Below are 23,948 nucleotides of genomic sequence, written 5' to 3'. Positions count from 1 at the left end.
AAACAACAAGCAACAAACAACAAACAACAAGCAACAAACAACAAGCAACAAACAACAAGCAACAAACAACAAGCAACAAACAACAAGCAACAAACAACAAACAACCAACAAGCAACGAACAATGAACAACCAACAACGCATCCTCCTGCTCGGCTCAGGTGGCCGCGAACACGCCTTTGCATGGAAACTCGCTCGCAGCCCGCGCTGCTCCCAACTTTTCGTCGCCCCCGGCAATGCCGGCACATCCGCCTGTGGGCAAAATGTCGCATTGAACCCACTTGACTTCGAGGCTGTGGGGCGATTTTGCTTGGAGCATGAGATTGATATGCTCGTCGTCGGCCCGGAAGAACCGCTCGTGCGAGGCATCTGGGATTATTTTCAAGAAAACGAAAAACTGCGCCACATCCCCGTCATCGGCCCCTCCAAGGCAGGCGCCGTGCTGGAAGGCTCAAAGGCTTGGAGCAAAAAATTCATGCAGCGCCACCACATTCCGACCGCTGCTTACCGTGAATTTACAGGGGAAAATGTGGAAGATGGTTTGCGATATTTGGCAAAACACCCGCTCCCCATCGTGCTCAAAGCCGACGGCCTCGCCGCAGGCAAGGGCGTGGTGATATGCCAAAGCCATGCGGAGGCAGAGCGGGAATTTCGGGAAATGTTGGGGGGCAAATTCGGCACCGCTGGCCATCGCGTGGTGGTGGAAGAATTTTTGAGCGGCATCGAGTTTAGCGTCTTCGTTCTGACTGACGGGAAGACCTACAAAATTCTGCCCGAAGCCAAAGACTACAAGCGCGTCGGCGAAGGCGACACAGGGCCAAACACGGGTGGCATGGGTGCCGTCAGCCCCGTGCCGTTTGTGGATGAGGCGATGTGGCAAAAAGTGGAGGAGCGCATCATCCGCCCGACGGTAAAGGGGTTGGAAAAAGAAAAAATCCCCTACAAAGGCTTCATTTTTTTCGGCCTGATAAATGTCAACGGCGCGCCTTACGTCATCGAGTACAACTGCCGCATGGGCGACCCAGAGACCGAAGTAGTGTTGCCTCGCCTGAAAAACGACCTTGTCGTCTTGTTCGACAATTGCGCCAAAGGCACGCTTGGCCGCGTGAAAATCCGCGTCGACAAACGCACGGCTGCCACCATTTTTCTGGTGAGTGGCGGCTACCCGGGCGACTACCAAAAAGGGAAAGCCATCACGGGCTTGGAGCAGGTGAAAGATAGCATGGCGTTTCATGCGGGCACAGCCGCCACGGAAGCAGGGTGCGTCACGGCTGGCGGAAGGGTGGTTGCGCTGACGAGTTTTGGGAAAGATATCGCAGCAGCCATCCGCAAATCGAAGCGAAGCGCCAAAGTGGTACAATTCGAGGACAAGTATTTTCGGCGGGACATTGGGCGGGATTTGGAGGGGTAAGGCCACATTTGGCATTGTGTGAGTGTTATTTATGCCATACTTTTGCTACCTCGCCAATAGCCGACGCGAAACATGAGTGCGTCTCCAAAAGTTGTCATTCTTCTCTTCGCTCAGAATGACAACTCAGGTAAGAGTGTTCAATTCGCTTTTTTATGAAATTCCGAATTTACAGCCAATCATGCAATGACCTCATGACCTCAATGACCTAATAAACTTAATGGCTTCAATGACTCAATGAGCTTAATGACTTCAATATGCGCGAATCCTTCCTCCACTTCCTCTGGCGCTGGCGACGCTTCGACGCGCAACAACTCACCACCACCGACGGCCAACCGCTCGAAATCCTGCACCCCGGCGAATGGAACGACCACGCCGGGCCAGACTTTTTCAACGCCCGCCTGCGCATCGGCGACACGGTTTGGGCGGGCAACGTGGAACTCCACCTCCGCGCCTCCGAATGGCTCGCCCACCGCCACAGCGGCGACGCGGCCTACGACAACGTGGTGCTGCACGTCGTGCTGGAAGAAGACCAGCCCGTCGCCCGCGCATCGGGCGAGCGGATTCCCTGTCTGGAGTTGCGAGGGCGCATCCCAGCCAAAATTTTGGAAAACTATCAGCGCCTCGAACACGAGCGTGCATGGATTCCCTGCCAAAGTTTTTTCAAAAACATCCCCGACATCGTGCGGCTCAACTGGCTCGACCGGCTGTTGGTGGAGCGGCTGGAACAAAAAACCGCCGCCGTCGCCGAGATGCTCGCCACGACGGAGAACCACTGGGAAGAAGCGTTTTACCGCCTGCTGGCACGCAATTTTGGCCTAAAAGTCAACGCCGAACCTTTCGAGGCGCTGGCGCGCTCGTTGCCTTTGTTGACTTTGGCGAAACACAAAAACGACTTGAAACAGGTGGAGGCGCTTTTGTTCGGGCAGGCCGGTTTTTTGGAAGAAACCTTCGAAGACGAGTGGCCGAGGGCATTGACGCAAGAGTACAAGTTTTTGAAACACAAGTACAACCTCGCGCCGTTGGCGACCTCGCAGTGGAAATTTTTGCGGCTCCGGCCAGCCAATTTTCCCACCGTGCGGCTGGCGCAATTCGCCGCGCTCGTGCATCAGTCGGCGCATTTGTTTTCCAAAATTCTGGAAGCAAAACACCTGCGCGAGCTCGAAAATCTCTTCGATGTGCAGCCGGGCGACTACTGGCTCACCCATTTTCAGTTCGACAAGCCGTCGGTAAAACGCGCGAAACATCTGGGCCGCGACTTCGTGCACCTGCTGCTCATCAACACCATCGCGCCTTTTCTTTTTCATTACGGGAAAACACACGAGCAAGAGGCGTTTCAAAAACGCGCCCTGAGCCTGCTCGAAGAGATGCCGCCCGAAGCCAACGCCATTGTGGAGGGCTGGGCTGATTTGGGCGTTTCGGCCAAAAATGCCTACCAGACGCAGGCGTTGATTCACCTGAAAACGCGCTACTGCGATGCAAAACGGTGTTTGGAATGCGCGATTGGAAATTCGATTTTAAAATAGGCTTGTCGCGGTGAAGGGCTTTGAGTGAAGGGAAAGCCCTCCACCGCGACAAGTCTATTGCAAATCAAGGTACGTCTGGTGAGAAAGCTCTTTCAACAAGGTGTCGCACAAGAAAAAATCAGGCGATTGTTGGGCTTCATCAAGTACTACACGAGTTCTGAAGAACCTGAATTCATCCATCATTTTGACCGTCAAATTGAGTCGTTCACCAAAAACGGAGAATCCACGGGCATCATTGAGGCAATTCAAGAAGCTTAGCGCCAGGAAAGCATCAAGGTAGGCATGGAGAAGGACATGGAAATAACCCGCTTCACCATTATTCAGAATATGCTCGCTCGTGGTTTTGACAAAACCACTATTCAGGATATTTTGGGTGTTGACATTGCTTTGGTTGAAAAAGCGGAAAAGGCGTTGAAAAAGAAAAACGAGGACAATTAACGATTTTTCATCTCGCCGAGGAGCGTTGCGTTCGAATCACCCCTTAGCCTGACCTGTATCATCTTCTAGCAGCCACACTGCCCACACCTTTGCGGCAATTGACTAAATTTACTGCACTATGAAGAAAATACTGGTTCCTATTGATTTCTCTCCTAATTCCAAGAATGCGTTGTGGGTGGCTGCCGAAATCGCCGCAAAAAGTGGCGCAAGGCTCGAACTGCTTCATGTGAACGTGGCGACCATTTACTCCACACCACCAGAATACGCTCGGGCCGTTGCCCATGTCGAAGACCCGGAATACGACGAATCGGCCATTGCTGCCTTGGAAAAACTTTCGCTTGAGTTGAGTGAAAATCCAGTGTTTGCAAAATTGAAAATAGATATGCGCGTGGAAGACGGCTTTTTGCACACTTCCATCCGCGAGGTGTCCGAGGTGGACACGGTGGATTTGGTGGTGATGGGCACGAAAGGCGCGTCGGGTCTGAAAGAATTTCTCATCGGCTCCAACACGGAAAAAGTGATTCGCACGGCCCCTTGCCCGGTGTTGGTGGTGCCAGAGGGTGTAGAACGGCTTGATGTCAAGACAGTGCTCTTGCCCTCCACGCTCAAGGACGACCAACAAGGCATATTCCGTTATTTGGCAAAATGGCAAAAGATTTTTGGCTTCACGGTCAAAGTCCTGTATCTCAACAACCCAGCTGGCTTTCCGACGGATGGCTCTGCCGAGGCAATGAAAAATCGGCTGGCCGAAGCAGCAGGTCTGGAAAAACCCGACGTAGTGATGACGATGAGTGCCTTCTTCGAGGATTCCACCATCCTTTCCGCAGCAGAACACTACGACGCTGATATGATAGCCATGGCGACGCACCAGCGACAGGGATTGTCTCATGTTTTGTTTGGAAGCGTCACCGAAGACACTATCAACCACTCAAAACTGCCTGTTTTGGCAGTGCCCGTGAGATGGACGGAAAGTTGACTGCAAATATTTTCAAGAGGATAAAGTGGAGAGCGGTTCTTCCCTGACAGACGTTCCGGTTGTTCGTTTTCGCGGGCAGCCGGATTTTTTGTGACGCTAACTTTCAGTTGGCGCACAGAGATTTGCCTACTGAAAGTTGGCGTTACAAACCGCTCAAAATCACCTCGCAGGCGAATCGAATTTCCGCCGCTGAAATCGTCAATGGCGGCGCAATACGCAGGCTTCGGTCGTTGAACAAAAACCAATCGGTGATGACCCCATTGGCGATGCAATGCCGAATGACCGCCTGCACTTTTGCCGCATCGCCCACATCCACTGCCAGCCAAAGCCCTGCGCTGCGCACTTCTTTGATGGTGGGATGAACGAGGAGTTTCATAAAAAGAGCTTCTTTCTCAGGAACTTGTGCCAACAAATCGCCTTTCAGCAAAACTTCCAACGTCGCCAAACCCGCCGCTGCGCACACCGGATGGCCCCCGAACGTGGTGATGTGCCCCAGCACGGGGTCGTGGGTCAAGGCCTGCATCAGCTCGCGTCGGGCAACGAACGCGCCGAGTGGCATTCCGCCACCGAAGCCTTTGCCGAGCAGCAGGATGTCGGGCTCGATGCCGTATTTTTCAAAAGCGAACAGGCTCCCCGTGCGCCCCATTCCCGCCTGAATCTCATCCAAAATCAGCAGCGCCCCCGTTTCGTCGCACCGACGACGCAATGCCTGAAGCCATTCGGGGCGTGGCGGAATGATGCCTGCCTCGCCTTGCACCGTTTCTACCACCGCTGCCGCCGTGTGGCGGTCTATTTTTTCCAAATCCTCCGCTCGATTGAAATCAATATGCGCCATGCCGGGCAGCAATGGATGGTATGCGAGCGTGAAATCGGTAGGCGACATGAGGCTGGCCGCGCCTTGTGTGCTGCCGTGATAAGCGTTGCGGCAAGCGACAAAATTGGGGCGGCCTGTGCAGCGTTTGGCAAGTTTCATCGCTCCTTCGCAGGCCTCGGTGCCCGTGCTCACGAAATAGACGGAATCGAGGCCGGGCAGATGAGCAGCCAGCAATTGCGCGAGCTTGACCTGAGGGGAGAGCACATATTCGCCATAGACGAGGGTGTGCCAATAAGAATCGAGTTGTTGTTGCACCGCCGCTTGCACGCTTGGGTGCCGATGCCCCAACACACTTGGCCCGATGCCGGCGATGAGGTCGAGGTATTTTTTGCCATCCAAGTCGTAGAGCCAGCAGCCTTCGGCACGGGCAATTTCGAGCGCAAGCGGCGTGGGCGAGGTTTGGGCGACATGGCGCAAGAAGAGCTGGCGATGTGATAGCATACGATTTCGGTTAGAACGCCTCCCATTGGTCGCCCAATTCGGCAGCCGGACTCCAAAACAATTTTTCAAAATCAACCACACGGTTGTTTTCCACTTTCACGCCTTCATTTTCCAATAGTTCTTGCATCATGGTGGGAGTTGGAAAATGATTGCGGCCACTGAGTTCGCCCTTGCGATTCACGACGCGGTGGGCCGGAACCCCATCGCCCGGTTTGCAGTGATTGAGTGCCCAACCAGCCATGCGCGACGCACCTAAGGCCAAAAAGTCGGCAATGGCTCCGTAGTTCGTCACCCGGCCTCGCGGCACCTGACGCACCACGGCATACACGAGGTCAAAATAGGTTGGAGTTTCTTTTTCCATGATAAATCGCGACGAGGCGAACGATGGTTTGAAGTATGAGTGCTCCGGCATGCACTATTGGACATTATTTTTGTGCTGCAAAGATGCAAAGGCGCAAAATGGAGAGTGTTCAGAAAACTGTGTCATCCCAAGGGAGACGATAAGAAAACACAGAGGCACGAAGGGCACAGAGTTTTGGTTTTCAATAATTTACATTCCTTTAAGCGCGGCGTTCATTGCGTAAAAAGAAAACATCCGGTATGGTTTGACACACTTTTCTGAACACTCTCGCAAAATGCGGCAAATCAATGAGTTTTTTGCTTTGCGTCTTTGTGGCTTCGCGGCAAATTCGAAAATGTCCAATAGTGTGGCTCCGGCATCATTTATTCGTAGCGCAGCGACTCGATGGGGTCGAGACGAGCGGCTTTGAGCGCCGGGTAGAAGCCTGACACCACGCCCACAATCATGCAGAGGGTGAACCCGAGGAACATCCATCCCCAGGGAATCAGGAAGCTGCCGCCGAGCAGCGGGGTCACGATATTGCCGACAAGGATGCCGAGGAAAATGCCGACCAGGCCGCCTATTTGGCAAATCACGACCGCCTCTGTGAGAAACTGGGTCAAGATGCTGCGCCGAGTGGCACCGAGCGCCTTGTAGATGCCGATTTCGCGGGTGCGTTCCGTCACGCTCACCAGCATGATGTTCATGAGGCCAATGGCTGCGCCCAGCAAGGTCATCAAGCCAATGGCGATGGTGGCGAGGCGCAGCGTGGCGGTGTTTTCTTTCAAAATGGAGACCAAGCTGTCGCTGGCAAAAATTTCAAAATCGTCTTCCTCGCCGGGCCTAAGCCCTCTGATTTGGCGCATCAGCCCCATCGCCTCGGATTGCGCCTCGTCCATGTCGGTCGCATTGTTCACGGCCACGACGAGCTCGTAGTCGGTTTCATTGGTGCCATAAAGCGAGCGCACATTGGCGACGGGAGCATACACGGCGCGGTCTTGCGAGTTGCCCATGGAGGCTCCTTTCGATTTCAAAACGCCGACCACGCGATAGCGGTTGTTGCCGACGATGACCACTTGGTCGAGCGCTCTTTCTGGTTTGTTGTTGAATAGTTTTTTGGCGATTTCCTGCCCGATGACCACTCTTGCCTGTCCGTCGTCCACTTCCATTTTGGAGAATGCTCGACCATGCTCGATGTCAAGCCCTTTTACGGAGAAGTAGTTTTCGTCCACACCCACAAAACCGATGTTGGGGTTGGTTTTCTCGTCTTGATACTTCACAGAGGCCAAATTCGTGGCCCAGAAGGAAACCGATACCTTTGCGGGAAACTGGTAGCGGTTTTTGAAATCCATCGCGTCCTTGTATCGGATGGCCTCGCCCACTTTCTTGCGGCGGCCGCCCTGATTGCTTTTCACTTCTGCCCATTTGCGCTGAATGGTGAACGAATTGGCGCCCAGACCCGAAAAGTTGTCGTTGAGCGAATACGCGATGGCATCAATGGCCGTTAGGATGCCCACCAGCGCCATGATGCCGAACGCGATGATGAGCAAGGTGAGCACCGCCCGCAGCATATTGGTGCGGATGCTCTGAAAGGCCATGCTGAGTATTTCTGAAAAAGGCATTGTTGATTGCGAATTGCGGATTCAAAAGTAATGTGCCTTTTTCCCTTGTTTGCTCGAAATAGAGACAAGGTTTGCAAAATTCGATAAATCACGGTGTTTGGGGGGGTAAACACTATAACTCGCTTTGCCGTTGCATCAAAAATGACTTCCACATCGCTGCTTCGCCGACCCGGCATTTTCTCCATTTTCGACCATGTCGCCGCTGCCGAGAGCACCCGACATGGCGGTGTCAGCCCCGCGCCTTTTGCCTCCTTGAATTTGGGAAAATATACTGACGACGCGCCCGAAAATGTGGCCGAGAACCAACGCCGTTTTTGCGACGCGCTCGGTTTTTCCGTCGAGCAACTGGCTTGGTCGAAACAAGTGCATGGCGACCAAATTCGCCTTGTGACAGCATCCGGTGGCGCGGAGGGCTTCGATGCGTTGATGACCAACACGCCGAAGGTGCTGTTGGCCGTATCGGTGGCCGACTGTGCGCCCATTTTGATTTTTGATGCAAAAAATCGCGCGGTGGCGGCCATCCACGCCGGCTGGAAGGGTGCGGCGGCAGGCATTGTCCGAAAGACGTTGGAATCTATGCACGCGAAATACGGCACCATGGGCGCGGACTGCTTTGCCTATGTCGGCACTTGCATTGACGAATGTTCGTTCGAGGTGGGCGACGAGGTGGCCGACATGTTCGATGCCGATTTCAAGCGATTCGATACCCGGCGCGGCAAGTTTTTGGTTGATTTGAAAATGGCAAATGCCGCGCAACTTTTTCAGTCGGGCGTGCCAGAAAGCCAAGTGGAAATTTCGCCTTTTTCCACCGTGCTTCACAACGAGGATTATTTTTCCTACAGAAAAGAAAAAGGCGCGACGGGGCGCATGCTGGCCGCAATCGGTATTTGTTGAGCGAGTCTCTACCGAGCGCGATTTTTCCAAAGCAAAAAAGCGCAGGCCAAGGCCGACACGACGAGGCCGAGAAATTCTCGCGTGAGCTCTATCCACGGCGCTTCTGCTTTCATGCTACCAACGATGGTGGGGCTTCCCATGCGTATCCAATCAACGAAATCCGGCAGCAGCATGGCCGCCCATGCCACGCAACCTCCCAACCAAATCCAGACGGCCAAGCGATACATTTTGTTCGTGGCGGCCATGATGAAATGAACCGTCACGCCGCCGTAGAGCAATATCCACGGGATGGGGTCGGGGTCGTTGTACTGGACGAGTGCGAACAAGGCAAATAAGGCGGCGAGCATCCAATAGGTGAGTCTCATCTGTGACATTTTGAGGGCAAGGTAGGAAAGATTGGCGCATGCAGCCGCTACTTAGAGGCCGAGTTTTGGCGTTCTTTGCAGCGAAATTCCTGCATTAACCCAACTATATGCTACTGGACGTTTTTTTGACCCTTTTTCTCGTGGCGCTGAATGGTTTTTTTGTCGCAGCCGAATTTGCCATTGTGAAAGTCCGCTACTCGCAGATTGAGTTGAGCGCGCAAAAGGGCAATAGGCTGGCTGGTTTGGCGCAAAACATGCTGAATCATCTGGATGCTTACCTCTCTGCCACTCAATTGGGCATCACGCTGGCGAGCTTGGGCTTGGGGTGGATAGGCGAGCCTGTTGTATCCAAATTGCTGCTTTCGATTTTTCATGCTGTGGGTGTGGAGTTGTCGCCGGATTTGGCGCACAAAATCGCCCTGCCCGTAGCATTTGCGCTGATTACTGTTTTGCACATCGTGTTTGGCGAGCTGGCGCCCAAATCCATCGCCATACGCAAGCCGGAAGAGACTACTTTGGCAGTATCGCTACCGATGAGGATGTTTTTCTTTCTCTTCCGCCCGGCAATATGGGTGCTCAACGGTTTTGCCAATTTTGTGCTTAAAGGCATCGGCATCGCCCCTGTTGACGAGCATGAAGCGCACAGCGCCGATGAGTTGCGATTGCTTATGAAACAAAGCCAAAAAAGTGGCGCTATCAAGGAGGACAATTTCCAGATTATTCAAAAGGCGTTTGATTTTTCGGAATTGACGGCGCAACAGGTGATGGTGCCGCGCAAAAACATTTTTGCCCTTGAAGTCAATACCCCCAAAGAGAAGATTTTGGAGAAACTGATTGAAAGCGGCTACTCGCGGGTTCCGGTTTATGAAAACGACATAGACAATATCCTCGGCATCGTTTTCGCCAAAGACATTTTTAGGGAAAACATACAACGTCCCGACTGGCAAATTCGAGACCTGCTGCGCCCTGTCCAATATGTGTACAACTCGGCCCGGCTCAATCGCATCCTCAAGGATTTTCAGACAAAACGCATTCACCTGAGCGTCGTGATTGACGAATACGGAGGCACGGAGGGGCTGATTGCGCTGGAAGATATTTTGGAGGAACTGGTAGGCGAAATCAGGGATGAATATGACGAGGAAACAGACCCTGTGGTCAAAAACGAGGATGGTTCCTTCACCGTTTCGGGCATCGCGCCGTTGCATGACCTGAACAACTACCTGCCGTATCCATTTCTCGAAAACAAGCAATACAACACGCTCAACGGCCTTGTTCTCAATCGTTTTGGCCGCATTCCGCCCAACAACGAGGTGCTTATGATTGACAAATATGAAGTCGTTATTCTGGAGCGGAAACAAAACATCCTGACCCTGATGAAAATCCGTCTGGTGGATGACGTGCCGACCCAGCCGACTTGATTATCGCCTCGCGCCCACGTTCACGAGCCAAACGCCCGCAATCGTCACCACCATCCCGACGGCTATTTCCACGGTGAGCGCCTCGCCGAGCCACAACCACCCAAGCAAAATCGCCACCACAGGATTGATGTAGGTGTAGAGCGAGGAAACGGTGGCGCTTAGGTGTTTGAGCGCGTACATATAAAAGGTGAAAGCCAATGCCGACCCTACGACGACAAGGTACAACATGGACGCCCAACTCTCGACGGTGTGGTGAATAGCATGGCTGGAATCGAACAGGGCACTCAACGCCAAACCACCCAGCCCCCCGGCGAAAATCTGTAGGCCGGCGTTCAGGAGAGGCGACACTTGGGGAGCATTCCACTGCTTGGCCATGACCGTGCCGAGCGACCAAGTGAAGCAGGAGGCGAAACAGCCCGCAATGCCCCAGCGATACTCCGGTTTCATAAAATCCTGCCACCCTTCGCTAAAAATCAACGCCAGACCTCCAAAACCCAGCAACACGCCCAACACAACGCGGGTGTTGATGCGTTCGGAACCTTGCCACGTCAGCGAAATCAAAACGACCATGACGGGCGTGAGCGAGCCTATGAGCGCCGCCAATCCCGACGAAACGTATTGCATCCCCCATGTGATGAAGCCATTGCCGCCCGTGATGGTGGCCAAGCCGGTGACGGTTTGTCGAAAGGCATATTGCGGGTTGGGCCATACAAACCGGCCGCTCATCCAAGCAATTCCGAGCAACAGCAGGCCAGCAGCCGTCTGGCGAATGCCGACGAGCAAAAAGGGCGGGAAATCGCGGACGGCATATTTGATGGCAGTGTATGTGGTGCCCCAGATGATGCAGATGGCAGCGAGGGCGAGGTAGGCGCGGGTCATGTTTCCATCGTTCGTCATTTTTTGAGAAGCATCTGAAAATCGTTCATCTCGTATCCCTCGCCGATAGGGATGTCCAAGCATTTTTCTATGACAAAGCCTATTTTGAAATAAAAATTGACGCTCTTGTAGTTCTGGCGATTGACGGTGAGACGCAACTCGCGCATGGCAGGGCAATGAGCGAGCAATTGGTCGAACACCTTTTGGCCAAGGCCACGCCCGCGCTTTTCGTTGTCGAGGTAAAATTTGTGAAGAAAATAGCGACCCTCGCCTTTGTCGCTGACCGATAAAAAACCCAACACCTCGCCTGCCTCCATTGCCAGATAAAACACTTGCCCTTCTTCCATTTGTCGTTGCAGTGCCTCGGCACTGTATGTGCGTGCGAGCATATACTCGACCTGTTGCTCGCCGATGATAGGCGGATAATGCACTCGCCATATCCGATGCGCCAATGCGACAATGCGCGGTATATCGGCGGGGGTGGCTTGTTCCAACAAGATAGCCATAGGGAAAGAGCAGTTCTGGGAATTTCTGGAAGGTTATTTCTTCTCCTCTTGGGCGTTGAGCATATCCAACACCTGCTTGGTAATGTCGAGGCTATCGTTGGCCAGCAGGATTTGGGCGCCGCGTTGGTAAGAGAGGATGTAATCGTAGCCGATTTGCCCGGATATTTCCTTGAGCTTGGCTTCCAGATTGGAATAGAGATTGTCCATTGCCTTTTTTTGGTCGTCGGAGAGCGACTTGCTGAGGCGCATTTTTTCGTCTTCCAATTTTTGGCTGCGCTGCATCAGGGCCGATTGTTCTTTTTCCGCGTCTTTTTGGGTCATGGTGCCTGTCGCGTATCGTTCTTGCAAAGCAGCGGCATCACGCATGAGCGCCTCTTCCTTGGCTTGCAAGCTTTTCTCGGCATTGGCGAGGCGTTGCTCTATGATTTGCTTTTGTTGCTTGAGCCACTCATATTTTTCGTTGAGCGTGTCGGCATTGACCCATGCTATTTTCACACCGCCCGCTTGGGATGGAGCGGGCAATATCTCCTTTGACTCAGCGGACTGAGGTTTTTTCAGATTTAGGTAATACAGATGCCCCACAAGGGCGAAAAGGATGATATTGAGAATGAGTGGGAGATTTTTCATCAAAAAGTTGTGTGAATAATGAATGTATTCTGTTCGGCACAAAAGTACGTCGCTCAGGACAAATTACAACGAAGCCCCGTCGGGCAGATGTTGCCTGACGGGGCTTCTGTTTCTTGCAAGCCGCAGCATTTCAGCTGCTTAGTGTTTCGTGTTTCCAGCCTGCATGGCTCTTTGTACTTCCAGCACATAATCAACCGTAACCGCCGTGACGATAGCAATTTCTTCTAAGGAGAGCTTGCCCAACTTCAGAAGGTTGACTACCGATTGATGTCGCTGCTTTTCGATGTCCTTTTCGATGCCTTCAAGGTAAAGGGTGTCACTGTGGATGTCATATTGTATAGGCATGGCTTTGAACTCATTTAAAGTCGCCGCATCCAGCTTTCGAAGACGCGAGAGGATGCGCAACTGTTTCTGATATTTTTTTAAACGCGGCACCCGCCCAACAAGTTTTAGAAGGTGCTGCAAGATTTGGCGTATCACCTGCTCAGGCTGCCCACCTCCGAAATCACATAGAATGGAAAGCACTACCTCTTCGGGCGTATCCGAATGCAAAAATATACCTTGATTCGCTGGGATTTGTCAGATGACCATGAAATATCCTTGGTTTTCAACAGATTGCGCTTTTGGCCATGCCCAAAACTTGGCGGCGTGAAGTGCCCGAATTCGGGATAGTTGATGTTGCGCTCTAATCATCCATCTTCCAAGTCGCTCCATACTCGTTCACCAGAATATCGTCGTAATGGTCGGCCTTTTCAAACAGGTTCTGCAACATTTGCTGCCCCGTTTCCTCATTGAGATAGCGGTCGAAAATGAGCAAGGAAAGCACGATGTCTTGGTCGTGCACACTGAGCGTAAGCGCCTCATTCTGATAGTTTTCGCGGAGCAGGTACTCGTAGAGGCGCTTGATGTTTTCCTTGGGCAACTGGCACAAAACGGCATCGGCAGACATCAGCCCGCTTTTGTCGTGATAGGTGATGAGGATTTTGGCGCTGCCTTGCCTGATTTCCCACGCGTTCGGACCGCACCGACTCAATGCCACGTCGTGTCCGATGCGGCCTATCAGTGCTTCGATGGTTTTGGGCACGCCCGATGGCACATATTCTTCCACGGCTGAGGGCAGTTCCACTTTGTTGCCACAAAAAGAGCAAAAACCATTTTCCACCGTTTCCGTGGTCACGATGTTGAGGCAGGCTGGGCAACGGCACGCGTCGTCGGTGTTGAGTTTCAGAAAACCCTCCAATGATTCTTCCAAAAAATGGACGGGCAGCGAAAAGCCCGTGTTGTCGCCGTCGCGAATGACGAAGGTGTTGATGCCGACAATCTCTCCGTCGTTGTCCACCAATGGCCCCCCCGAATTGCCGGGGTTGAGTGCCGCGTCAATATGCAGATAGGGGATTCCGTTCATCACCTCGCGGGTGTTGGACACGATGCCGCTTTTCACCGAAAATTTCAGCCCAAAAGGGTGCCCCATCGCCGTCACGGGGTCGCGCTCGCGCAGCACCTTGTCCACGCCAAGCCGCACTTCGGGCAATTCCTCGGAGAGGGCTTTGGGGCCTTCGAGAAAGGCCAAGTCGTAGCGTTGGTCGGAGTAGCGCACAAGGGAGAGCTGCTTGGCAAACTTAGCCCCTTCCACCACTACTGCCCGGCTGCCTTCCACCACATGATGGTTGGTGACGATGATTCCTCGGTCGCGCAAATAAAAACCAGTGCCAGTGCTGTTGGGCGTGGCTATTTGGACAATGACGTTGCGGTATGTTTCTACAAAATCGCTCATTTCAAATATCGGGACATTGGGTGGTGGTTTCAAAACCTGTTTTCGAGGCACAAGGCTTGGTGTGGGTCAGTTTTCTCGCATGAGATTGAGTTCCTTTATCATCAACAAATAGGATTTGGCGAAAAGCACGGGCGATGCAAAATCCAACTTGTCAGTGTCGGGACGCAAGCGCGGGTATTGGGGGCGATTGCGCTCGGCAACATTCCGAATAGCCTTGACGATTTCTCCGCGGTGAAGCCGTCCGCTCACGTCCACGAAGGGTATTTTGAAGCCCAGCTCTCGAAAGAAGGAAGGCTCCATGATTTGGAAAAACAAGTGAAAAAGCTCGCGGTCGGGTTTGGGGGGCGCATAGTGAAACAAGGCAAAGCCCGCCACATATTGCGGCACGGCCAACGCCAATACTTCAAAGTTCTGTTGGAGCGGCCACTCCATGTTGGGCAGCTCACCCTCGATGAGATTGACAATGGTGTCGTGGTGCACAGGCGGGTTGATGCCGAAGGTGCTGCGCGTGCGGTACATTTCCTTGAAAAAAGCCTCCTGTGGGCGGTCCAAGAGTTTTTGATATTCCTTGCGGATGCTGACCACTTTGACTTGGGGCGTGCGGTCGTTTTTGGCAAAATAAATGCCGTGAATCCGCTCCATCGTATCCATCATAAAGCCCTCTGGCCGAACGAGATAATCCAACTTGAACGCCAGCGCCAGCAGCATGTAGGCATAAGTGCCGGGATATGTGTTGGGGTCAGGCTTAGCCTTATCCATTTCGGCAAATGCCGACTCGATTTGTCGCTTGAGGAAGTTGAGTTTGGTCTCCTTTTCGGACTGGGGTATGTCGCCGTAGGTACGTTCTTGTGCCGGGCGGAGGCTCTTGAACTCGTCGAGCAGCAAGTCGTCCTGCTTGTCGGCATGGATGGCCAGTTCGCGGAGCGCGTAGAGGAGTTTGTATGGGGAGCCATCGGTCACGTGCGTGTCGAACAGGATAGCGAGCGCATTGTCGGGGGCTAGCGCAAAGCGGCTGAATTTGAGGTTGAAATTAGCCTCCATCAGCCGCCGCAGGAAACCCACGTTGAGGTCGTCGGCACGAGCGATTTTGCTCTCGGCCTTCACTTTTTCGCTGGTTGCGATGCCTGAGACTTGTTGTGAGCCTTGCCAAAACTGAAATTCGAGGGTGTCCCCCCTGTCATTCCAAGTGATGTTGTCGGCCAACGGGTCTTTCAGATAGGCCATGAATTCCCGATAGGCTTCCAAGTGTTTGCCTTCGTCGAAAAGCTCCAGCGAACGCTCGAAGGCTCGTTGTTGCGTCTCTGTTTTGTAGGCATCGGTATATCTGCCAAACGGAATGTCGGGTGGCGGTGTGTTTTTGTCAGTACCAAAGAGGCGTTCGAAGATGCTCATGCTGCGGTGTTTCGGTTTTCAACACGCATGCTCCATTTTTTTGAGCAGTGGCGCGGGGTTGAAAATGAGCGCCAAAAGTAGCAAGTTTGCCGATAAATTATTGTTCGTCATTTAAAGATGGAGACCTTTCGCACGGCGCTGAAAGCGCAACCAGCACCCTTCCAAATCAGCCACGAAGACCGAATTATGCTCGTCGGCTCTTGTTTCACGGAGCATATCGGCGAGCGCTTGGCAGCGTTCAAATTTCCCATCCTGACCAATCCGTTCGGCATTGTGTACAATCCCACCTCCATGATACAAGGCTTGGAACGATTGGCCGCAGGCCGGCATTTTTTTCAGGAGCAGGATATCTTCGAATATGCGGGGCTGTGGCATAGTTGGGCGCACCACGGGCGATTCTCGAAGCCGGACAAGGACGAGATGCTGGCAGGCATCAACGCGGCATATACCGAAGCCGTCGGTTTTCTCCAACAAACGACCCGTCTGCTCCTCACTTTTGGCACGGCTGATGTTTTCATGCTCAAAGAATCAAGCGCGGCACCGCACGGGAAGAAAGCATCTGCTCGCATCGTCGCCAACAACCACAAAATGCCTGCCGCGCTTTTTTCTGAACGTCGCCTCACCGTGCCTGAAATTGTCCACAGCACTGTCGAACTACTGCAAAAGCTGAAATCCAGCAACGAGGCGTTGGAAGTGGTGCTGACTGTTAGCCCCGTGCGACATTTGCGAAGCGGTATGGTGGCCAACCAACGCAGCAAAGCCACGCTGGTGCTGGCTTGCGCGGAGATATGTCAGCGATTGCCCTACGCGCACTATTTCCCGGCTTACGAGATGCTGCTCGACGATTTGCGCGATTATCGTTTTTACGCCGCCGACATGGTGCATCCATCCGAGGTGGCCATTCAATACATCTGGGATTTTTTTTCAAACTCCTTTTTTTCGCCACAAACAAAAAGCTTGAATGAACGTATCGGAAAAATCACTTCAGCGGCCAAACACCGCCCTTTTCACCCGAACACCGCCGAATATCGGACATTCGCCCAATCGCAGTTGGCAGCCATCGAGCAGCTGAGGCAAACGTGGCCTGAGCTGAACTTTGAACAGGAAATCCAATGGTTTCAAAAAAACTGCTGAATACTGCTTTCCTCGTTTTGCTCAAAGCTTGATAAAAATACGCCGCACATAAAGCCACCGACATACCAACCAGCAACAGAACGTGAAACTCATGGCGAACAACAAAGAGCCAAACTTACCATTGTCTATGTGCCTGAACGAGTGATTGAAAAGCCAATCTTGTGCATTGCCCTCACTGGTTTGAATGTACCAGAGTGTCTGCAAAATGCCCTCCGACAACACAAACACAAACAGCGGGTTGGCACCAAACACAAGAAAAAAAGTAACGCCCTTGCGCCATTTTCGCACGTCAATTAGCCAAACGCAAGCTGCCAGCAAAATGATGGAAATCCCTCCCGCGTAGAGCACATACGAACTGGTCCACAGTTTTTTGCTGATGGGGAAAACCATGCCCCATGCAAGCCCAACAAACCCGCAAAATACCCCTAACGCAAGCAGGCTTCGAAGCAAGACATCCTTTCGCGCATCGAAACGCGACAACAAAGAAGCACTAAGCCACCCCAAAATCACCGTCGCCACGGAAGGCAGCGTGCCCAGCAAACCCTCCGAGTCAAAATGAAAACCATGTCCGCGAAAGTGGTGCTGTTCACCGAACAGGAACTGGTCAATTCCCTCTGCGGCATCTATTTCCACGCCATAAATCCATCGGTCAAGCACAAACATCGCATTGGTGTTTTGCCCATAAGGGTCGCCGCCCGGCATCACAAACCAATTGAGCAACCCCCAGTAGAGCAATAATATGCCGATAGTGGCAGGTATCAACGCCCGCCAACTCAGCGTCAGCACAAGCACCGCCGCCAAGCCATAACTCAACGCAATCCGCTGCAACACGCCCATGACGCGCCAGTGGTCAAGATCTTTCCAAAAGACAGGAAATTTATTGAGCAGCAGCCCAACGATAAAAATCAACAAGACACGTTTCAAAATTTTGTACCCCACCGAGGCAGACCATTGGCGATTGTATTTCGCAAAGGAAAACCATGATGCCACTCCCACGATGAAGAGAAAAGACGGAAACACGACATCAGCCAAAGTGCAGCCAAACCATTTAGCGTGTTGAAGAGGCGCATACGCATATTGCACAGACCCCGGCGAGTTCACCAAAATCATGAATGTCACCACAAGCCCTCGATAAAAATCAATGGAGAGATGTCGGTTGGGATGAGTTGCCGCCGCCTTTTCCGAACCTTGTTGAGAGATGTTCGTTTCAGGAGCAGCTATTATTTTTGCGGACAAAAAATTATCTTTTTCCACAGTCATCGAAGTGTCGCCTTTCGGCATCAGTTTAAGAGATTAGTACCATGCTTTTCGCCATTGGCACAAAAGTTCGTTTTCGCTACACAGGGGAGGGTGGCACCGTTACGGCGCTACTGGGCGAAGGCATGTTGCAGGTAAGGCTCAACAATGACCCCGATTTGGAAATACCTGCTTTTGAAGAGGATTTGATAAGAAATGAAGAAGCGGAAACAGTATCCACATCGGCAAAATCCATACCAAGCAGCGGGGTGAAAAAACCAGAGCCGCCGCCCCGACGAAGACTCACCGCACAGTATCACATTCTGAAACCTAAAGGCTTGCAGCTCGCCTTTGAACCTATGCCGGGGCGCGACGAGAGTGTGACACGATACAAGGCTTGGCTCATCAACGATACCCGTTATGAATTCCTCTTGGAGTTCGACCTTTTCACGGCTTCTCGGGATGTATTGGTCATTGACGATAAAATAGGGGCACAAACGGCGCTCGAATTGGGTGATATGCTGCTCGACGACCTGAATGACTCATTGGAAACAGCCATCACCGTTCGCCGCATCACTACCGCAGGACTGGACGAACCGCTTCAAAATGATTTGAAAATTCGTCCAAAACAATTTTTCAACAACGCGCAAACCGTGCCGATTCTGAACCTGCTCGCCCATCATTTCCAACTGCTCAATTCCTTCGAGCCACAAATGTCGGCTACTGACAACCTGAAGGATTACACCCAGCAAAAAGCCAAGAAGCCTAAGCCGTTTCAACACCATCACTCGTCCCCCCGTAGCGCCTACAACGTGGAGGAGTTCGCCAATTTCATTCCTGAGATCGATTTACATATCGAAAAACTGTTGAACGGCCACGCTCGTCTCGACAAGGGGGAGATTTTGCGCATTCAAATGCTTCACTTCGAACGATTTTTGGACAAAGCCGTGCGGCTCGGCGTGCCGCGCATTTTTGTGATTCATGGCGTGGGGGAAGGAAAACTCCGCGAAGCCGTTGCTGCGCATCTGCGAGCACATCCCCATGTGGCAAAGTTCAAGAACGAATACCACCACAAATACGGCTACGGAGCAACAGAGGTTGCGTTGGATTGAAATATCGCATCAAATAGAACGGGGCTTGGTCGAATTCGACCAAGCCCCGTTGCTTTGTTCATAATGTTTGGCCCAAGGCCCTTGTATCAATACTGCCAGAGGTCGTGCTCGAAGTTGAAAATCTCATTTTTGATTTTTTCAGACTCCATCAACAGGTCAACCCCTTGAAGGTACTGTTCCAATTTGCGGTCATAAACGTTCGACTCTTTGTAGATGTAGCTAGCGAAGTAGCGCATTTCAAAGAGGTCTTCCCACGAGATGGTGGCATTGGTGTTGCCGCCCATCGTGAACACGCGGTGGCGAGCAAACAACTCACGGGCGTGGGGATAATAAACCCAGAACATCGGCTTCTCGAAGCGGAAATTGCCCTCGTTGTCTTTTACGTCAATCAAAGGAGCAATGCCTAGAATACGCACTTGGAGCGTGGAGGTCTCTTTGTCAAAGAACCACACCTCCTTCACGCGGAAACGCTTCACGTCTTCCCAGTTGATGTCGTTGCGGACGATTTGCACTTTTTCCTCGTAGGTTTCCGGGTCAAAAGTGACAACCGTGTCTGTTTTGGAAAGCATGGAAAGTACGTCGTCGGTACTCATGCGCTTATTGAACTTGTCCGTCCCGTCAATAGCATACACCGGCAAATCACCTTTCGTAGCGGCATCGGATAGCAGCTTGAAGAAAGGTTCCTCTGGGTATGCGAAAGGAAGGTTCATTTTTTCGCGCACGTCAATGATGCGCCATATCCGTTTCTCCCAGAAGATGTCGCTCTCGCGCACGGGTTGATAGGCCAACACGCGGCGCTGCTGCATGATGTCTTTTTTCACCACTTCGTCGAGCGGGGCATCGCTCGGGTCTTCCATGGTTACTTCTTCGGTGTTCACTTCGATTTCTTCGGGATACTGAGCGTGCAGAACGGTCGTCGAAAGGAGCGTCAGCAGGCACAGGCAAGTCCATTTAATTAAAGTTTGCATGACTCGCAGAGGTGGGTTGATTAGCAGATGATGTGTTTAGCAATTTAACTGGCTTCAGCCCTATCTTTCAAGATACGACTGAAGCCAATTTACTTCACTGAATCTTGAAGGCAAGACCACCGATGTTACGAGCAGCGGCATCGCCTGGGCATTTGCACTTGATGTCGTCGAAGAAATAACTGTCGCCGGGTTTGGCCTGATTCACCAAAGCTTGCACGTCACCCGTAAAACGTTTGCCACCATTTACGCGGCTGATTGGGTCTTGACGCTTGGGCAGATAAGTGACCTCAAAGCCAACAATTTCGCAACGAGCCTCAAAGTCGAAGTTTTCCAACACAGCATCAACAAAGCTTTGAGCTTTGAACTCGCCATTACCCATGGACTTGCTGCGATGGCGTGCGCCAAGCATCGGGACAGGGTCAGGAATACGTTTCACGCGATACTTGAACGTTTGGGAGACCCCCGGAGCGGATACCGTGATGGTTGCATCGTTTGTGGGGGTGGTCGCAGTCACGATATAGTGACCTCCACCTTTACTTGCGACGCTCACGCCTGAACCACTCACTTTTAGGTCGTTGGAAGAAACACCCGCAGCAGAGACGGAAATCGGGTTTTCCACGCCAATGTAGAACACGTTCATTTTGTCCAACTGGACAGCAATGGAACGCTGACCGACTTCATACTTGAATTGCTTGGTGTAGTTCTTCACGTCGCCCGTGAGCGGGTTTTTGACGTTGATGCTGACGCTATACGTTTTTTCACCCAGACCACTGGCAGTAGTCTCAAAGTGAGCAAGGCCTTCTTTTACTGGCAATGAACTGCCATTCACAGAGATGCTCACGTTGTCGGCAGAAGTGCTATACGCGCTCAAGAAAATATCGGCTGCGTATTTCTCGCCTTGGATGACGTAGCTTTTTTCGGCAGAGACGGCAGGCTGGAATGCGTCGAATTTGATTTCAACTTTACCCATCTGGTCTGCTGCCCAGTTCATAATGGCAGAGGTCGAGCTCTTGGCATCGGTTTGCATTTTGCCCAAGAGCGGGAAACATGCTGCAACTGGCATTTGCTTGAACTTAAGTTCTGCCCAATTTTTCATTTTGGTATTTTCAGGCAATGGCTCCACGTTGAGCGGCAGGCTCTTTGCTACCTCTGGGTCATTGCCAGTAAGGGCGAGCAGCTTTTCACGGGTCTCCTTGATTTTCGCTTCGATCTCGTTGCCAAGCCCTTCATTGATGAAGAGGTTGGTTGTCACGTCTTTGTTGCGAATATCTTGCGGAATGGTTGGGTCTGCCTTAGATGGGCCTTTGGCGACATCGAAAAGCTTTGCCCTGACACCGTCGATGTATTTGACGAAATCTTGACCGATGCGCTGTGCTTCGTTGGCTTTTGATTCCAGCTCCTTGTTCTTTTCTGTTGGATAAGCAGAAGCAGTGGCCGAAATGCCCGTAAGCATTGCATTGTTGTTGTTGTCCACAATGTCACCACTTGTTTTCATCCCTTTGTCCAAAGAGAAGAAGGCATTCATTACCTCGGCAGACACGTTGAGTGCCAATAGCGCGGTCAACACCAGATACATGAGGTTGATCATCAGCTGCCGCGGCTCCTTTGGTATTGACATAAGTCTTTACTTTTTTGATTGTGAGCGTTGTTGGTTAAAGATGAGGCAGGAACTATCCGGATTTGAAGTACCCACCACCCTCAGTTTTACTGGCGACCGATGTTGGCCATTGCAGCCAGCATATTGCCGTACACAGTGTTGAGCGAGCCAAGATTTTTATTCAAGGCTGTCAGCTGGTCTTTGTAAGATTTCACGTCTTCTGCGGACTTGGCCATGTCAGACATTGCTTCATTCATCTTCGTGTAGAAGTTGCTCATGCTCTTGATTTGCTCGGAAGTGCCCGAGAAATCAACTTCTTGCAAAGATTTCAATGCTGCCATGCTTTTAGACATGGACTGCAATTCTGTCAACATGCCACCGAGCTGGCGCTCTACCACGTCGCCGTGCAGAGGAGCTACTTCTGGAACATTGTTGGTGGGACCAGCCGTCAAAGGCTGAAGATGAGCGTGGTAGTCATCGAGGCCGGGGTACAGTTTTTGCCAGTAGAAGTCTGGTTCTGGGCCGATAAGGCCAAGAAAGAGGAAGATAATTGCCTCTGTGGTCAGACCCACGATGAGCAGTTCGGATGCGAAGGGCCAGCTTTCCAATTTGAAAAGAGCGCCCATAAGCACGATGGAAGCACCAATACCGATGAGAAGGTTCTTGAAGTACTTGAAAGACTTGGTCTTGACGAAACTCATTGTTTTTAAACTTTTAGCAGTTTACGAAAGGTTAATCCTTGAACTTGTGAAAAGAGTTTTAGCGAAAAACGACGCAAAAGTAGTAATCGCCTCAAAACTTATTCGATGAAAACTTAGGGCAACGTGAAAACTTCTTTCCAAAACTGTCCGCAATTAGCAAACAGCAGAAAGGTAGATTTCGATTTCCCCTGACTGATTTGATATGTTCTGGAATAAAAATGAGGGAAGCGTTTGCTCTCGCATAAGTGTCTGAAAAACAAAGGGCAAAACGCAAGAACCGCATATAAATTTTGTTGTTTGCGTTTTTTTCTTGCTTTTTGCCCTTTGTGCTGCCCTCGTTGATTAGAAGTCGTTGATGGAACGACCGAGGAAAGTAAGGACACAACGGAAGCCAATGTAGCATTTCGTGGTGTCTTGATATTCCCAAGCGCGGGTGCCTGTGCGGAGGAAGAAAGCAACATCTTTCCAAGAGCCGCCGCGAATCACTTTACGCTTGTCGGTTGGGTTATCTTCGTCTTTCGCATCATAGCGAATGTCCGGGTTCAAATCGTGAACGAACGAGTAGGCGTTCTCATAATAAGCCGTTTCAGTCCATTCGGCCACATTGCCCGCCATGCAATACAGCCCGTAGTCATTCGGGTAGTAGGCATCAGCTTTCACCGTATAAAGGCCACCATCTTCTGGATAGTTGCCACGTCCGGGCTTGAAATTAGCCAAAAGGCAGCCTTTTGCGTTGCGAGTGTAATAAGCGCCCCAAGGATACGGCGCGCCTGCGCGACCGCCCCGTGCGGCATATTCCCACTCGTGTTCGGTGGGAAGACGGAAGTCCTCCGTGTTGACTTCTGTCTCTGAGTACATATCCCAGATTTTGCTGCGCCAGTAGCAGAAGGCTTTTGCCATTTTCCAGTTGACACCCACGACGGGATAGTCGTCGAAAGCGGGGTGCCAGAAATAGTTCCGAGTCATCGGCTCATTGTACGAGTAGGCATAGTCTCGAATCCAGCACAAGGTGTCAGGGTAAATCTTGATTTTCTCTTTGTGGATGTGGCTAGTGCGGTTGCTGTTGCGGTCGTGCGCTGCGCGTTGCCAGTCGTACCATTGATACTCGAACACGAGCTTGGAGACATCTATCTCTTTGCGGCCGGAAAAACGCTCATTGCCTTGGTAGTAGAGATTTTCGAGGGTGCCATCCTCGTCTTCCCAGTCAATGTCCATTTCCCAATCAATCCGCTGTCTATCGCCACTGTTATTGTCGTCTTCAACATAATGTTGGAGCGCTTCATGCGCCAATGAGTCGGTGACCCACTGGACAAATTGACGATACTCATTGTTGGTGATTTCGGTGTCGTCCATAAAGAAGCCCTGAATGGAGATGGACTTTGGACGAGCCACCAATTGTCTGCTGAGGTCTTCATCGCCCGTGCCGATGTGCAATGTGCCGGAAGGGACATAAACCATGCCGTAAGGATTGATGCCTTTCCATTTCGGCCTGTCTTGTACGCCGAGCAATTGGCCGCTCTCTTTGCGACCGCAGGAAGCGGCCAAGGCCGCGAGGAAGAGTAGGAGCAGAAGTGAATTCTGTAGTTTTTTCATGTTAACACCCGTGTTATCCAACTTAAATGTTCGGTTTGGAAAAAGTGGTCGTAAAGATAGAGAGATTAAATTTCTTGCAACAAGCAATTCCAAATAAAATTGGTCAACTGCTGTTTTTTGACCCTGACGAACG

General features: G+C 51.8%; 24 protein-coding genes. 9 read left to right on the top strand and 15 right to left on the bottom strand.

All coding sequences use genetic code 11. From position 1 onward, the window contains the following. Window positions 1-121 precede the first annotated feature (121 nt). The 5 genes from purD (at window position 122) to KIS77_21170 (ending at window position 4,345) form a co-directional block, all read left to right on the top strand. Window positions 122-1,408 carry a phosphoribosylamine--glycine ligase gene (purD, locus tag KIS77_21190; protein MCW5924848.1) on the top strand — a complete coding sequence of 429 codons (1,287 nt, stop codon included), beginning with the start codon at window positions 122-124 and terminating at the stop codon, window positions 1,406-1,408. 254 nt (window positions 1,409-1,662) lie between these two features. Continuing rightward, window positions 1,663-2,931 carry a DUF2851 family protein gene (locus KIS77_21185; GenBank protein ID MCW5924847.1) on the top strand — a complete coding sequence of 423 codons (1,269 nt, stop codon included), beginning with the start codon at window positions 1,663-1,665 and terminating at the stop codon, window positions 2,929-2,931. A 78-nt stretch (window positions 2,932-3,009) separates the two neighbouring features. After that, on the top strand, window positions 3,010-3,189 hold the full coding sequence (locus tag KIS77_21180; protein MCW5924846.1) for a hypothetical protein: 180 nt from the start codon (window positions 3,010-3,012) through the stop codon (window positions 3,187-3,189). A gap of 24 nt (window positions 3,190-3,213) precedes the next feature. Beyond that, window positions 3,214-3,369, top strand: a complete 156-nt coding sequence (locus KIS77_21175; GenBank protein ID MCW5924845.1) for a hypothetical protein — start codon at window positions 3,214-3,216, stop codon at window positions 3,367-3,369. A gap of 118 nt (window positions 3,370-3,487) precedes the next feature. Beyond that, window positions 3,488-4,345 carry a universal stress protein gene (locus KIS77_21170; GenBank protein MCW5924844.1) on the top strand — a complete coding sequence of 286 codons (858 nt, stop codon included), beginning with the start codon at window positions 3,488-3,490 and terminating at the stop codon, window positions 4,343-4,345. A 142-nt stretch (window positions 4,346-4,487) separates the two neighbouring features. Here the strand turns inward: KIS77_21170 and KIS77_21165 are convergent, their stop codons facing one another. The 3 genes from KIS77_21165 to KIS77_21155 all read right to left on the bottom strand — a co-directional run bounded on the left by KIS77_21165 (window position 4,488) and on the right by KIS77_21155 (window position 7,622). Further along, the gene (locus KIS77_21165; GenBank protein ID MCW5924843.1) at window positions 4,488-5,660 is read right to left on the bottom strand and encodes an aspartate aminotransferase family protein; all 1,173 of its coding nucleotides are present in this window, start codon (window positions 5,658-5,660) and stop codon (window positions 4,488-4,490) included. Between the two features lie 10 nt (window positions 5,661-5,670). Then, entirely contained in the window at window positions 5,671-6,021 is a 351-nt protein-coding gene (locus KIS77_21160; GenBank protein ID MCW5924842.1) for an MGMT family protein, read from the bottom strand. Between the two features lie 362 nt (window positions 6,022-6,383). Further along, window positions 6,384-7,622: an ABC transporter permease gene (locus KIS77_21155; GenBank protein ID MCW5924841.1), complete on the bottom strand. Its 1,239-nt coding sequence runs from the start codon at window positions 7,620-7,622 to the stop codon at window positions 6,384-6,386. 141 nt (window positions 7,623-7,763) lie between these two features. On the opposite strand from KIS77_21155, the gene pgeF reads away from it, so the two are divergent. After that, a complete protein-coding gene (pgeF, locus tag KIS77_21150) occupies window positions 7,764-8,516 on the top strand; it encodes a peptidoglycan editing factor PgeF (GenBank protein ID MCW5924840.1) in 753 nt (250 codons plus the stop codon). An 8-nt stretch (window positions 8,517-8,524) separates the two neighbouring features. On the opposite strand, the gene KIS77_21145 is transcribed toward pgeF, so the two are convergent. Continuing rightward, a complete protein-coding gene (locus tag KIS77_21145) occupies window positions 8,525-8,881 on the bottom strand; it encodes a transmembrane 220 family protein (GenBank protein MCW5924839.1) in 357 nt (118 codons plus the stop codon). A gap of 107 nt (window positions 8,882-8,988) precedes the next feature. On the opposite strand from KIS77_21145, the gene KIS77_21140 reads away from it, so the two are divergent. After that, entirely contained in the window at window positions 8,989-10,299 is a 1,311-nt protein-coding gene (locus KIS77_21140) for an HlyC/CorC family transporter (protein ID MCW5924838.1), read from the top strand. Here KIS77_21140 and KIS77_21135 read toward each other — a convergent pair whose 3' ends face one another. The 6 genes from KIS77_21135 to KIS77_21110 form a co-directional block, all read right to left on the bottom strand. Then, the gene (locus KIS77_21135) at window positions 10,300-11,196 is read right to left on the bottom strand and encodes an EamA family transporter (protein MCW5924837.1); all 897 of its coding nucleotides are present in this window, start codon (window positions 11,194-11,196) and stop codon (window positions 10,300-10,302) included. After that, entirely contained in the window at window positions 11,193-11,681 is a 489-nt protein-coding gene (locus KIS77_21130) for a GNAT family N-acetyltransferase (GenBank protein MCW5924836.1), read from the bottom strand. Before KIS77_21130 ends, KIS77_21135 begins: the two co-directional genes overlap by 4 nt. Before the next feature lie 33 nt (window positions 11,682-11,714). Next, on the bottom strand, window positions 11,715-12,308 hold the full coding sequence (locus tag KIS77_21125) for an OmpH family outer membrane protein (protein MCW5924835.1): 594 nt from the start codon (window positions 12,306-12,308) through the stop codon (window positions 11,715-11,717). A 138-nt stretch (window positions 12,309-12,446) separates the two neighbouring features. Further along, entirely contained in the window at window positions 12,447-12,773 is a 327-nt protein-coding gene (locus tag KIS77_21120; protein ID MCW5924834.1) for a hypothetical protein, read from the bottom strand. A 220-nt stretch (window positions 12,774-12,993) separates the two neighbouring features. Beyond that, window positions 12,994-14,082, bottom strand: a complete 1,089-nt coding sequence (locus KIS77_21115) for a trypsin-like peptidase domain-containing protein (GenBank protein MCW5924833.1) — start codon at window positions 14,080-14,082, stop codon at window positions 12,994-12,996. Window positions 14,083-14,148: 66 nt separating this feature from the next. Continuing rightward, complete coding sequence (locus KIS77_21110) at window positions 14,149-15,474, bottom strand: hypothetical protein (protein ID MCW5924832.1); 1,326 nt, start codon at window positions 15,472-15,474, stop codon at window positions 14,149-14,151. A gap of 117 nt (window positions 15,475-15,591) precedes the next feature. On the opposite strand from KIS77_21110, the gene KIS77_21105 reads away from it, so the two are divergent. Next, entirely contained in the window at window positions 15,592-16,608 is a 1,017-nt protein-coding gene (locus KIS77_21105) for a GSCFA domain-containing protein (GenBank protein ID MCW5924831.1), read from the top strand. Window positions 16,609-16,629: 21 nt separating this feature from the next. Here KIS77_21105 and KIS77_21100 read toward each other — a convergent pair whose 3' ends face one another. Continuing rightward, the gene (locus tag KIS77_21100) at window positions 16,630-17,889 is read right to left on the bottom strand and encodes a DUF5009 domain-containing protein (GenBank protein ID MCW5924830.1); all 1,260 of its coding nucleotides are present in this window, start codon (window positions 17,887-17,889) and stop codon (window positions 16,630-16,632) included. Window positions 17,890-17,909: 20 nt separating this feature from the next. On the opposite strand from KIS77_21100, the gene KIS77_21095 reads away from it, so the two are divergent. Beyond that, window positions 17,910-18,956, top strand: coding sequence for a Smr/MutS family protein (locus tag KIS77_21095; GenBank protein ID MCW5924829.1), 1,047 nt, complete (start codon window positions 17,910-17,912; stop codon window positions 18,954-18,956). A gap of 86 nt (window positions 18,957-19,042) precedes the next feature. On the opposite strand, the gene gldN is transcribed toward KIS77_21095, so the two are convergent. The 4 genes from gldN to KIS77_21075 all read right to left on the bottom strand — a co-directional run bounded on the left by gldN (window position 19,043) and on the right by KIS77_21075 (window position 23,815). Next, a complete protein-coding gene (gldN, locus tag KIS77_21090) occupies window positions 19,043-19,924 on the bottom strand; it encodes a gliding motility protein GldN (protein ID MCW5924828.1) in 882 nt (293 codons plus the stop codon). A gap of 94 nt (window positions 19,925-20,018) precedes the next feature. After that, a complete protein-coding gene (gldM, locus tag KIS77_21085) occupies window positions 20,019-21,542 on the bottom strand; it encodes a gliding motility protein GldM (protein ID MCW5924827.1) in 1,524 nt (507 codons plus the stop codon). A gap of 86 nt (window positions 21,543-21,628) precedes the next feature. Then, complete coding sequence (locus KIS77_21080; protein MCW5924826.1) at window positions 21,629-22,222, bottom strand: gliding motility protein GldL; 594 nt, start codon at window positions 22,220-22,222, stop codon at window positions 21,629-21,631. A 342-nt stretch (window positions 22,223-22,564) separates the two neighbouring features. Continuing rightward, window positions 22,565-23,815: an SUMF1/EgtB/PvdO family nonheme iron enzyme gene (locus KIS77_21075; GenBank protein MCW5924825.1), complete on the bottom strand. Its 1,251-nt coding sequence runs from the start codon at window positions 23,813-23,815 to the stop codon at window positions 22,565-22,567. Between the last annotated feature and the right edge of the window lie 133 nt (window positions 23,816-23,948).

The organism is Saprospiraceae bacterium (genome assembly GCA_026129545.1).
Classification (GTDB): Bacteria; Bacteroidota; Bacteroidia; order Chitinophagales; family Saprospiraceae; genus M3007.
The sequence above is the reverse complement of the archived record's forward strand: the minus strand, read 5'-3'. Positions and strand labels throughout refer to the sequence as shown.

Bases quoted from the DNA above. Each gene is read 5' to 3' on its own strand.
- KIS77_21075 (MCW5924825.1), bottom strand. From the start codon at position 23,815: ATGAAAAAACTACAGAATTCACTTCTGCTCCTACTCTTCCTCGCGGCC.
- KIS77_21105 (MCW5924831.1), top strand. From the start codon at position 15,592: ATGGAGACCTTTCGCACGGCGCTGAAAGCGCAACCAGCACCCTTCCAA.
- KIS77_21185 (MCW5924847.1), top strand. From the start codon at position 1,663: ATGCGCGAATCCTTCCTCCACTTCCTCTGGCGCTGGCGACGCTTCGAC.
- KIS77_21170 (MCW5924844.1), top strand. From the start codon at position 3,488: ATGAAGAAAATACTGGTTCCTATTGATTTCTCTCCTAATTCCAAGAAT.
- KIS77_21100 (MCW5924830.1), bottom strand. From the start codon at position 17,889: ATGCCGAAAGGCGACACTTCGATGACTGTGGAAAAAGATAATTTTTTG.
- KIS77_21165 (MCW5924843.1), bottom strand. From the start codon at position 5,660: ATGCTATCACATCGCCAGCTCTTCTTGCGCCATGTCGCCCAAACCTCG.
- KIS77_21125 (MCW5924835.1), bottom strand. From the start codon at position 12,308: ATGAAAAATCTCCCACTCATTCTCAATATCATCCTTTTCGCCCTTGTG.
- KIS77_21175 (MCW5924845.1), top strand. From the start codon at position 3,214: ATGGAGAAGGACATGGAAATAACCCGCTTCACCATTATTCAGAATATG.
- KIS77_21115 (MCW5924833.1), bottom strand. From the start codon at position 14,082: ATGAGCGATTTTGTAGAAACATACCGCAACGTCATTGTCCAAATAGCC.
- KIS77_21145 (MCW5924839.1), bottom strand. From the start codon at position 8,881: ATGAGACTCACCTATTGGATGCTCGCCGCCTTATTTGCCTTGTTCGCA.
- gldN (MCW5924828.1), bottom strand. From the start codon at position 19,924: ATGCAAACTTTAATTAAATGGACTTGCCTGTGCCTGCTGACGCTCCTT.
- pgeF (MCW5924840.1), top strand. From the start codon at position 7,764: ATGACTTCCACATCGCTGCTTCGCCGACCCGGCATTTTCTCCATTTTC.
- KIS77_21110 (MCW5924832.1), bottom strand. From the start codon at position 15,474: ATGAGCATCTTCGAACGCCTCTTTGGTACTGACAAAAACACACCGCCA.
- gldM (MCW5924827.1), bottom strand. From the start codon at position 21,542: ATGTCAATACCAAAGGAGCCGCGGCAGCTGATGATCAACCTCATGTAT.
- KIS77_21160 (MCW5924842.1), bottom strand. From the start codon at position 6,021: ATGGAAAAAGAAACTCCAACCTATTTTGACCTCGTGTATGCCGTGGTG.
- KIS77_21080 (MCW5924826.1), bottom strand. From the start codon at position 22,222: ATGAGTTTCGTCAAGACCAAGTCTTTCAAGTACTTCAAGAACCTTCTC.
- KIS77_21135 (MCW5924837.1), bottom strand. From the start codon at position 11,196: ATGACGAACGATGGAAACATGACCCGCGCCTACCTCGCCCTCGCTGCC.
- KIS77_21095 (MCW5924829.1), top strand. From the start codon at position 17,910: ATGCTTTTCGCCATTGGCACAAAAGTTCGTTTTCGCTACACAGGGGAG.
- KIS77_21140 (MCW5924838.1), top strand. From the start codon at position 8,989: ATGCTACTGGACGTTTTTTTGACCCTTTTTCTCGTGGCGCTGAATGGT.
- KIS77_21130 (MCW5924836.1), bottom strand. From the start codon at position 11,681: ATGGCTATCTTGTTGGAACAAGCCACCCCCGCCGATATACCGCGCATT.
- KIS77_21155 (MCW5924841.1), bottom strand. From the start codon at position 7,622: ATGCCTTTTTCAGAAATACTCAGCATGGCCTTTCAGAGCATCCGCACC.
- purD (MCW5924848.1), top strand. From the start codon at position 122: ATGAACAACCAACAACGCATCCTCCTGCTCGGCTCAGGTGGCCGCGAA.